Source organism: Paracoccus sp. S4493 (assembly GCF_000967735.1).
Classification (GTDB): Bacteria; Pseudomonadota; Alphaproteobacteria; order Rhodobacterales; family Rhodobacteraceae; genus Paracoccus; species Paracoccus marcusii.
Genome location: NZ_JXYF01000089.1, coordinates 1 through 6,873, shown reverse-complemented (window position 1 = coordinate 6,873; position 6,873 = coordinate 1). Strand labels below are relative to the sequence as shown.

General features: G+C 69.3%; 8 protein-coding genes. 7 read left to right on the top strand and 1 reads right to left on the bottom strand.

Going from position 1 to position 6,873, the window contains the following annotated elements:
- From mbhE to TW83_RS12760, 7 genes are all read left to right on the top strand, one after another.
- A partial coding sequence (gene mbhE, locus TW83_RS12790; protein WP_045983167.1) for a hydrogen gas-evolving membrane-bound hydrogenase subunit E occupies nucleotides 1–2,217 on the top strand: 2,217 nt, incomplete at its 5' end.
- On the top strand, nucleotides 2,217–2,564 hold the full coding sequence (locus TW83_RS12785) for a Na+/H+ antiporter subunit C (protein ID WP_045983165.1): 348 nt from the start codon (nucleotides 2,217–2,219) through the stop codon (nucleotides 2,562–2,564). The genes mbhE and TW83_RS12785, both read left to right, overlap by 1 nt.
- Nucleotides 2,561–4,201, top strand: coding sequence for a monovalent cation/H+ antiporter subunit D (locus TW83_RS12780; protein ID WP_045983164.1), 1,641 nt, complete (start codon nucleotides 2,561–2,563; stop codon nucleotides 4,199–4,201). Before TW83_RS12785 ends, TW83_RS12780 begins: the two co-directional genes overlap by 4 nt.
- Nucleotides 4,198–4,686, top strand: coding sequence for a Na+/H+ antiporter subunit E (locus TW83_RS12775; protein WP_239441335.1), 489 nt, complete (start codon nucleotides 4,198–4,200; stop codon nucleotides 4,684–4,686). Before TW83_RS12780 ends, TW83_RS12775 begins: the two co-directional genes overlap by 4 nt.
- Nucleotides 4,683–4,964, top strand: coding sequence for a K+/H+ antiporter subunit F (locus TW83_RS12770; RefSeq protein ID WP_045983163.1), 282 nt, complete (start codon nucleotides 4,683–4,685; stop codon nucleotides 4,962–4,964). Before TW83_RS12775 ends, TW83_RS12770 begins: the two co-directional genes overlap by 4 nt.
- Nucleotides 4,961–5,326: a monovalent cation/H(+) antiporter subunit G gene (gene mnhG / locus TW83_RS12765; protein WP_045983162.1), complete on the top strand. Its 366-nt coding sequence runs from the start codon at nucleotides 4,961–4,963 to the stop codon at nucleotides 5,324–5,326. Before TW83_RS12770 ends, mnhG begins: the two co-directional genes overlap by 4 nt.
- Nucleotides 5,323–6,444, top strand: coding sequence for an AI-2E family transporter (locus TW83_RS12760; protein WP_045983161.1), 1,122 nt, complete (start codon nucleotides 5,323–5,325; stop codon nucleotides 6,442–6,444). The genes mnhG and TW83_RS12760 overlap by 4 nt, the downstream gene beginning before the upstream one ends.
- Here TW83_RS12760 and TW83_RS12755 read toward each other — a convergent pair.
- The coding region (locus TW83_RS12755) for an FtsX-like permease family protein (protein ID WP_045983160.1) at nucleotides 6,441–6,873 on the bottom strand (433 nt) is incomplete at its 5' end. The two genes, TW83_RS12760 and TW83_RS12755, sit on opposite strands and share 4 nt — an antisense overlap.

Genomic DNA, 6,873 nt, shown 5'->3' with positions numbered 1-6,873 from the left:
TCGGCGCAGGTGCCGTTCCACTTCTGGCTGCCCGGCGCGATGTCGGCGCCGACCCCGGTCTCGGCCTTCCTGCACAGTGCCACGATGGTCAAGGCCGGGGTGTTCCTGCTGATCCGCTTCTCTCCCGTCCTGGGCGGGACCGAGGCGTGGTTCCTGGCCGTGACCGGCATCGGCATGGCGACCTTCCTGATAGGCGGGGTGATCGCGCTGTTCCGCCACGACCTTAAGGGGTTGCTGGCCTATTCGACGATCAGCCATCTGGGCCTGATCACCGCGCTGGCCGGCATCGGCAGCCAGGGCGCGATCCTGGCCGCGATCTTTCACATCTGCAATCACGCGGTCTTCAAGGCGTCGCTGTTCATGACCGCGGGCATCATCGACCACCAGACCGGCACGCGCGACCTGCGCAAGCTGGGGGGCCTGGCGCGCGTGATGCCCTTCACCGCGACGCTGGCGCTCATCGCATCCGCCGCGATGGCGGGCGTGCCGCTGCTGAACGGCTTTCTGTCCAAGGAGATGTTCCTGGCCGAAGCCGTCGCCTGGCACAACGGCAGCTGGCTGGACGACAGCCTGCCCTATCTGGCGGTCGTGGCCAGCGCGTTTTCCGCCGCCTATGCGATCCGGTTCATCGCGTCGGTGTTCTTCGGCCCGCTGCCCCACGCCCTGCGCGGCCGCGTGTCCGAGGCGCCGGTCCTGCTGCGCCTGCCCGTCAGCCTGCTGGCCGCGGCCTGCCTGGCGGTGGGCATCCTGCCCGCGCCGGTGATCGGCCCCGTCATCAACCGCGCCGCGCGCGCCGTGCTGGGGCCCGACCTGCCCTATTACGACATCGCGATCTGGCACGGGGTCAATGCGGCGCTGATGCTCAGCCTGGTGTCCCTGGGCGTGGGCACGCTGATCTATGCGATGACCCGGACCCGCATCCCCCGGGGCCCCGAAGGCCCGCCCCTGCTGCACCGCCTGCGCGGGCAGCGCGTCTTCGACCGGCTGATGCTGAAGGGGGCGTGGGTCCTGCCCCGCCGGGTGCTGGGCCGGCTGGCGACCGAACGGCTGCAGCCGCAGCTGCGCCTGCTGGTGGCGGTCGCGCTGTTTCTGGCCGTCGCGGCCATCGGCGCGCGGTTCCCCTGGGCACCCCCGGCGCGGGTGACCGATTTCAGCCCGGCGTTCGCGCTGATGTGGCTGATCGGCGGGGCCTGCGCGGTGGGTGCGGCGTGGCAGGCCAAGTACCACCGATTTGCCGCGCTGGCGATGCTGGGCGGCGCGGGTCTGGTGACCTGCCTGACCTTCGCCTGGCTGTCGGCCCCCGACCTTGCCGTGACCCAGCTGCTGGTCGAGGTGGTGACCACGGTCCTGCTGCTGCTGGGCCTGCGCTGGCTGCCCCAACGCCGGGCGGGCCTGCCCGAGGACAACCTGGCATCCGCGCGCAGGCGGCGGATGCGCGACCTGGTGATGGCCGTCGCGGGCGGGTCGGGCATCGCCCTGGTGGCGCATTCGGTGATGACACGGCCGCTGGTCCCGAACGTGGGCGACTGGTTCCTGGCCAACGCCTATTACGAAGGCGGCGGCACCAATGTGGTGAACGTCATCCTGGTCGATTTCCGCGCCTTCGACACGTTCGGAGAGATCGCCGTGCTGGCGATCGTGGGCCTGACCGTCTATTCACTGCTGCGCCGCTTCCGCCCTGCCCCCGAAAGCGTGGACCAACCCAACCAGCAGCAGGCCACCAGCCAGCAGGCGCTGGACGACTACCTGATGGTGCCTTCGGTCATCATGCTGTGGATGTTCCCGGTGCTGATCATGGTCGCGGCCTATTTCTTCTTCCGCGGCCATGACCTGCCGGGCGGCGGCTTCGCCGCAGGCGTGACCATGGCCATCGCCTTCCTGCTGCAATACCTGGCCACCAATGTGCGTTGGGTCGAGGCGCGGCTGACCATCCTGCCGATCCGCTGGATGGGCATCGGCCTGCTGATCGCGGTGGGCACGGGGATGGGGTCGTGGATCTTCGGCTATCCATTCCTGTCGGCCCATGCCCGCTATGTCTCGATCCCGCTGATCGGGAACGTGCCCGCCGCGACCGCGCTGCTGTTCGACCTGGGGGTCTTTGCCCTGGTCGTGGGCGCGACGGTGCTGATGCTGATCGCCATCGCCCACCAGTCCCTGCGCGCCGCGCGCCTGCGCGAACAGGACGATGCCGCCCCCGCCACAAAGGAGATCCGCTGATGGAGATCGTGCTGTCCCTGGCCATCGGCGTTCTGTCGGCGTCGGGCATCTGGCTGATCCTGCGCCCGCGCAGCTTCCAGGTCATCGTCGGGCTGTGCCTGCTGTCCTATGCGGTGAACCTGTTCATCTTTTCCATGGGGCGCCTGACGCTGTCAGCGCCCGCGATCATGCCCAAGGGCGGCTTCGTCGATCCGACCCGCTATGCCGACCCGCTGCCCCAGGCGCTGGTCCTGACCGCCATCGTCATCAGCTTTGCCACCACGGCGCTGTTCCTGGTCGTGCTGATCGCCTCGCGCGGGTTCACCGGCACCGACCATGTCGACGGCCGCGAGAGAGAGCAGCCATGAGCCAGCACCTGATCATCGCCCCGATCCTGATCCCCTTCGTCGCCGGCGCGCTGATGCTGCTTTATGACGACCGCCAGCGCGCGGCGAAATTCTGGCTCAGCCTGATCGCGACCGGGCTGACCCTCGCGGTGGCGGTGGCGCTGCTGATGCGCGCCAAGCTGGGCGCGTCCGAAGGGGCCGAGAACATCGGCTTCTACCTGCTGGGGGACTGGGCCGCGCCGATGGCGATCGTCCTGGTGCTGGATCACCTGGCGGCGATGATGCTGCTGCTGACATCGGTGCTGGCGCTGGCGTCGCTGGTCTATGCGCGGGCGTCCTGGCATCGGCAGGGGCAGCATTACTTTTCGCTGTTCCAGTTCCTGCTAGTCGGTCTGAACGGCGCGTTCCTGACCGGCGACCTGTTCAATCTGTTCGTCTTTTTCGAAGTGCTGCTGGCCGCGTCCTATGGCCTGCTGCTGCACGGGTCGGGACAGGTGCGGGTCCGCGCGGGGCTGCATTACATCGCTATCAACTTGGCGGCGTCCCTGCTGCTGCTGCTGGGGATCAGCCTGATCTATGGCGTGACGGGCACGCTGAACATGGCGCATCTGGCCAGCATGATGCCCGACATCGATGCCGCCAACCGGCCCCTGCTGCAGATGGGCCTGGCGCTGATGGGGGTGGCCTTCCTGGTCAAGGCGGGCATATGGCCGCTGTCCTTCTGGCTGCCCAACGCCTACATGGCCGCCGCGGCGCCGGTGGGCGCGATGTTCGCGATCATGACCAAGGTGGGCATCTATGCGATCCTGCGCCTGACGATGCTGCTGTTCGCGGCCGGATCGGGCCCGTCTGCGGGGCTGGGCGCAGGGCTGCTGATCGGGCTGGGCATGGCCACGGTCGTCTTCGGCATGCTGGGCGTGCTGGCGTCGCAAAGCCTGGGGCGGATCGCGGCGCATGCGGTGATCCTGTCGTCGGGCACCATGCTGGCCGTGACCGGGCTGGCGCTGGCGGGGGGCGGGGAATGGATGCTGGCGGGCGCCCTGCATTACATGGTCGCGTCGACCCTGGCCGCGGGCGCCCTGTTCCTGATGGTCGAGCCGATGTCGCGCGACGACGGCGGCATCGCCGCCATGCTGGCCCTGACGGCCGAGATCTATGGCGCCAAGGCCGACCTGCCGTCCGAAGACGACGGTCCGGACGGCCCCGCCATCGCCGCGGGCCCCGCCCTGCTGGCGGCGTGCTTTGCGCTGTGCCTGCTGGCGCTGGCGGGGTTGCCGCCGATGCCCGGCTTCATCGGCAAGCTGACGATGATCCAGGGCGTCTTCGACACGGCCGATACCAGCCCCTGGCTGGGCTGGGCCTTCGTCGCGCTGCTGCTGGTATCGGGCTTTGCCACGCTGATCGGGCTGGCGCGGATCGGCATCCAGACCTTCTGGGCCAATGACGACCGCGATTCCCCCGTCATGGCGATAGAGATCGCCCCGATCATGGCCCTGATCGCCGTTCTGGCCGTGATCAGCATCGAATCCGAGGCCGTGCTGCGCTATACCGACCGCACCGCGCAGGCGCTGCACCAGACGTCGCGCTATGCCCAGGGCGTGCTGACCGCGCCCCGTGCCGACGACGCGCAGCCGCCCACCCCAGAGGACGTTCCATGATGACCCGGCTTGTCCCCTATCCCGTCCAGTCGGGCCTGCTGACGCTGCTGTGGATGGTGATGACGCGGTTCTCGCTTGGTCACCTGCTGCTGGGGGGCGCGCTGGCGCTGCTGGCGGGCTGGGCGATGTCGTCGCTGCACCCCGAACGGGCCACGCCGCGCAACTGGCGCGTGGTGCCGCGGCTGATCGCCACGCTGTTCGGCGACATCGTCCGGTCGAACATCCGCGTGGCGCGGCTGATCCTGACCGAGGGGCGGTCGGGCCGCCGCTCGGCCTTCCTCGAGGTGCCGCTGCAGCTGCGCAGCCCGACCGGGCTGGCGGTGCTGTCGATCATCCTGACCGCCACGCCCGGCACCGCCTGGATCGAATATTCCCACAACCGCCAGACGCTTGTCCTGCATGTCTTCGACGGGGCCGAAACCGACCATTACCTGCATGTCATCCGCGACGTGTATGAACCCATGCTGCAGGAGATCTTCGAATGAGCGGCACGATCCTGACCTTTGCCATCGGCTATGCCCAGGTGGTCCTGGCCCTGGCGGGCTGCCTGGCGGGCCTGCGCATCCTGCGCGGTCCCCGCGCCCAGGACCGGGTGCTGGCCCTTGACACGCTGTATATCGCGGTGATGCTGCTGTTCCTGGTCACCGGGATGCGGCTTGGCTCACTGTACCTGTTCGAGGCCGCGATGGTCATCGCGGTGATGGGGTTCGTGGCCTCCATCGCGCTGGCCAAGTTCCTGTTCCGCGGAGAGGTGATCGAATGAGCCCGCTTGACGACATCCCCCTGTGGCTGGCCATTCCGGTGGCGGGGCTGGTGATGCTGGGCGCGACGCTGACGCTGATCGGGGCCTGGGGGTTCTTGCGGATGAACAGCTTCTATGACCGGCTGCATGCGCCGACGCTGGCCTCCAGCTGGGGGACGGGCGGGGTGATCCTGGGGTCGGCGCTGCTGGCCAGCTTTCAGCAGGGGCGCCCGATCCTGCATGAGCTGATGGTGGGTCTGGGCATCATGACGACGGTCCCCGTCACACTGATGCTGCTGGGCCGCGCCGCCCTGCACCGCGACCGGGCCGAGGGCACGCTGCCGCCCGCCCCTGGTGACGACCACCCGGAGACGCGCGAATGACCCCAGGGGCCGACCGCAACGCCGTTCCCCGTCCGGCGCCGCGCCCGCTGGTCACCGACCTGTCGGCCGCGCGCTGGCTGCTGCTGGGGATCCTTGCGGCGTCGATCTATTTCTTCCACGGCTTCCTGATCCCGGTCCTGGCCGCGACGATCATCTGCGTGGCCAGCTGGCGCATCCGCGAGCGTCTGGCACAGCGCAGCGGGCCGACGCTGGCCGCCACGCTGCTGGTGCTGGCGATCCTGTGCATCCTAGTGGTGCCGCTGCTGATGGCGCTGACCTATGCGGCGGCCGAACTGCGCGTCTGGATCCTGTGGGCGGGCAACGTGAACGCCATGGGCGAGGCCACGCCCCCCTGGATCGCCGACATCCCCCGCGTAGGGCCATGGCTGGACCAGCAATGGCGCACCTATATCGGTCAGCCCGGCGCGATCAGCCAGCTGGTCCAGGCGGTCACCGGGTCGAACATCTATTCCGTCTATCGCGGCATCCTGACCGCGGGATCGACCGCGTTCCACTTCATGTTGAACCTGCTGTTCACGCTGATCGCGCTGTTCGTGTTCTATCGCGACGGCGAACGCATCGTGGCACAACTGGACCGCGTGGGCGCGCGCATCCTGCCCGGCCGCTGGTCGCACATGTCGCGCGTGGTCCCCGCCACGATCAGCGCGACCGTCACCGGCATGACCCTGATCGCCATCGGCGAGGGGGTGATCCTGGGCACGGCCTATTGGCTGGCAGGGGTGCCCTCGCCGGTGTTCTTCGGGGTCGTGACCGGGTTCATGGCGCTGATTCCGGGCGGGGCGCCGCTGTCCTTCACGCTGATCTCGGCCTATCTTGTGTTCAGCGGAACGCCGGTCGCGGGCGCCGCGCTGTTCCTGTGGGGCACGGTCGAGCTGTTCATCGTGGACAAGACCATCCGCCCCGTGCTGATCGGCGGCCCGGTCAAGCTGCCGTTCCTGGCCACGTTCTTCGGGCTGATCGGCGGGATCAAGACGATGGGCCTGGTGGGCCTGTTCGTGGGGCCGGTGCTGATGGCGCTGCTGATGTCGATCTGGCGGGAATGGCAACGCGACGTGTCCCAGCCCGCGGCCCCCCTGCCCGGTCCCGTCGACCCCTAGTCCTGCGCTCGCAGGACCTGTGCGGGCCGCGCGGCCAGCGGGCGCCACGCAAAGGCCAGCCCCGCCACGACGGTCGCGGCGATGCCGCCCGCCACGATGGGCAGCGCCGAGCCCATGTCGAACCGATAGGGCACGTCCATCACGAAGCGGCTGACAGCCCAGCCCGCGAGGCCCCCGCCCAACAGCGCGACCAGCCCTGCCGCTGCCCCCATCAGCGCCTGGCGCAGCGCAAAGCTGCCCAGGATCAGCGCGCGCGACGCGCCTAGCGTCTTCAGGATCGCGGCCTCATAGACGCGGGCGCGTTCGCCCGCCGCCGCAGCCCCGATCAGCACGACGAAGCCGGTGACCAGCGTGGCCCCCGCCGCCCAGGCCACCGCCGCCGCGATCCCCGCCAGGGCGTCGGAGGCACGGTCGATCGCCTCGGCCACG

Excerpts from the sequence above, each read along its gene's own strand:
- TW83_RS12785 (WP_045983165.1), top strand. The coding sequence starts at position 2,217 with ATGGAGATCGTGCTGTCCCTGGCCATCGGCGTTCTGTCGGCGTCGGGC.
- TW83_RS12780 (WP_045983164.1), top strand. The coding sequence starts at position 2,561 with ATGAGCCAGCACCTGATCATCGCCCCGATCCTGATCCCCTTCGTCGCC.
- TW83_RS12775 (WP_239441335.1), top strand. The coding sequence starts at position 4,198 with ATGATGACCCGGCTTGTCCCCTATCCCGTCCAGTCGGGCCTGCTGACG.
- TW83_RS12770 (WP_045983163.1), top strand. The coding sequence starts at position 4,683 with ATGAGCGGCACGATCCTGACCTTTGCCATCGGCTATGCCCAGGTGGTC.
- mnhG (WP_045983162.1), top strand. The coding sequence starts at position 4,961 with ATGAGCCCGCTTGACGACATCCCCCTGTGGCTGGCCATTCCGGTGGCG.
- TW83_RS12760 (WP_045983161.1), top strand. The coding sequence starts at position 5,323 with ATGACCCCAGGGGCCGACCGCAACGCCGTTCCCCGTCCGGCGCCGCGC.